1 protein-coding gene is annotated in these 1160 nt (G+C 36.8%); it reads right to left on the bottom strand.

The window, feature by feature from the left end; translation table 11 throughout:
* Positions 1-373 precede the first annotated feature (373 nt).
* Positions 374-889 carry an NUDIX hydrolase gene (locus AC1TO8_RS23825; protein ID WP_482058065.1) on the bottom strand — a complete coding sequence of 172 codons (516 nt, stop codon included), beginning with the start codon at positions 887-889 and terminating at the stop codon, positions 374-376.
* Positions 890-1160 lie beyond the last annotated feature (271 nt).

Here is a 1160-nt window from a genome sequence, read left to right as displayed (position 1 = left end):
GGATAGCCAAACCAATCATATATGGTAATCATAAGCCTCTTCCTTTCTTTTCACATCATAGCTTTATTGGTGTGCCATCCGTAAACCTTCCATACTTACTTATTTCTGTGATTACCTTTTTTATAGATTTCCTGCCTGTTTGTTTAATTTACTAAGAAAAAATCGCTTTTAATTATTTGCTTTTGCACTGATTTCTTATAACGTTCGTGCATCTGTGACGCGACCTTGCCTTAGATAGCTCTTATCTTAGGCCGGGTCGTGTGTTGTCTGAGTTCACTTCCATAATTACACTCCCGACAATCAAGGGCGATTGCCTCGTAGCGTAGATGCTTTGTTATCGGATGAGCAAGCCCTCTCTGATATACAATCAAAGTCATTTTTTGCTTTCTATATAATGTTTTACTACTTTTTCTGATATAAATGACATTTCAGGTAGGTTATCTAAGTCGAAGTATCTCAACTCTAAGCTTTCATCGTTAGATTCAATTAATTTCCCTTCATATTCGAAACTAACAAATGCAGCTAAAGCATTATAAGCTTGGTCTCCGTTTGGATATATGTTTAAATACTCTTTACCGGAATATACATGATGTAGTTTCATGGATACAATTATTAGACCAGTTTCTTCTTCTACTTCTCTAATAGCCGTTTCTTCATATGACTCTCCAATCTCCATACATCCCCCCGGCACTCCCCATTTACCATCATCACCTCGACGTTGAAATAATATTTGGTTGAATTCATTAAATATCAATACAACCGATGCTGGAAGAATAATAGGTCTATTCCCTACTAATGAACGAAGCTCCTTTACATAATTATCCACTTTAATTTCTCCTATAGAATCTATTCTTATTATTTTTCTAAGGTTTCTAAAATTTTTAATCATTGCAGGCCTTTCCGATAACGTTTGGCATTCCTGGCGTTCAAGCAGCTTAAGGACCGTAGGTCCGGGTCGTCAGATTTAGCTGGTTGAATGTATCGCCTGACTACGCTTCTTTGTGATTCTTCTTGGCGATCAAGGGCGAATGCCCGCAGTATAAATGCTGTGTTATCGGATGTTATTGCCCTACTGAACATGCATACAAAATATTTGATCTTTACCGATTCATTATGGGGCTTGTATATATATCATAATCTCTTCTGCTCTAACAATTACT

It is taken from the genome of Paenibacillus sp. Y859 (genome assembly GCF_056786405.1).
The sequence above is the reverse complement of the archived record's forward strand: the minus strand, read 5'-3'. Positions and strand labels throughout refer to the sequence as shown.

Coding starts and splice junctions, on each gene's coding strand:
- AC1TO8_RS23825 (WP_482058065.1), bottom strand. CDS start 889: ATGATTAAAAATTTTAGAAACCTTAGAAAAATAATAAGAATAGATTCT.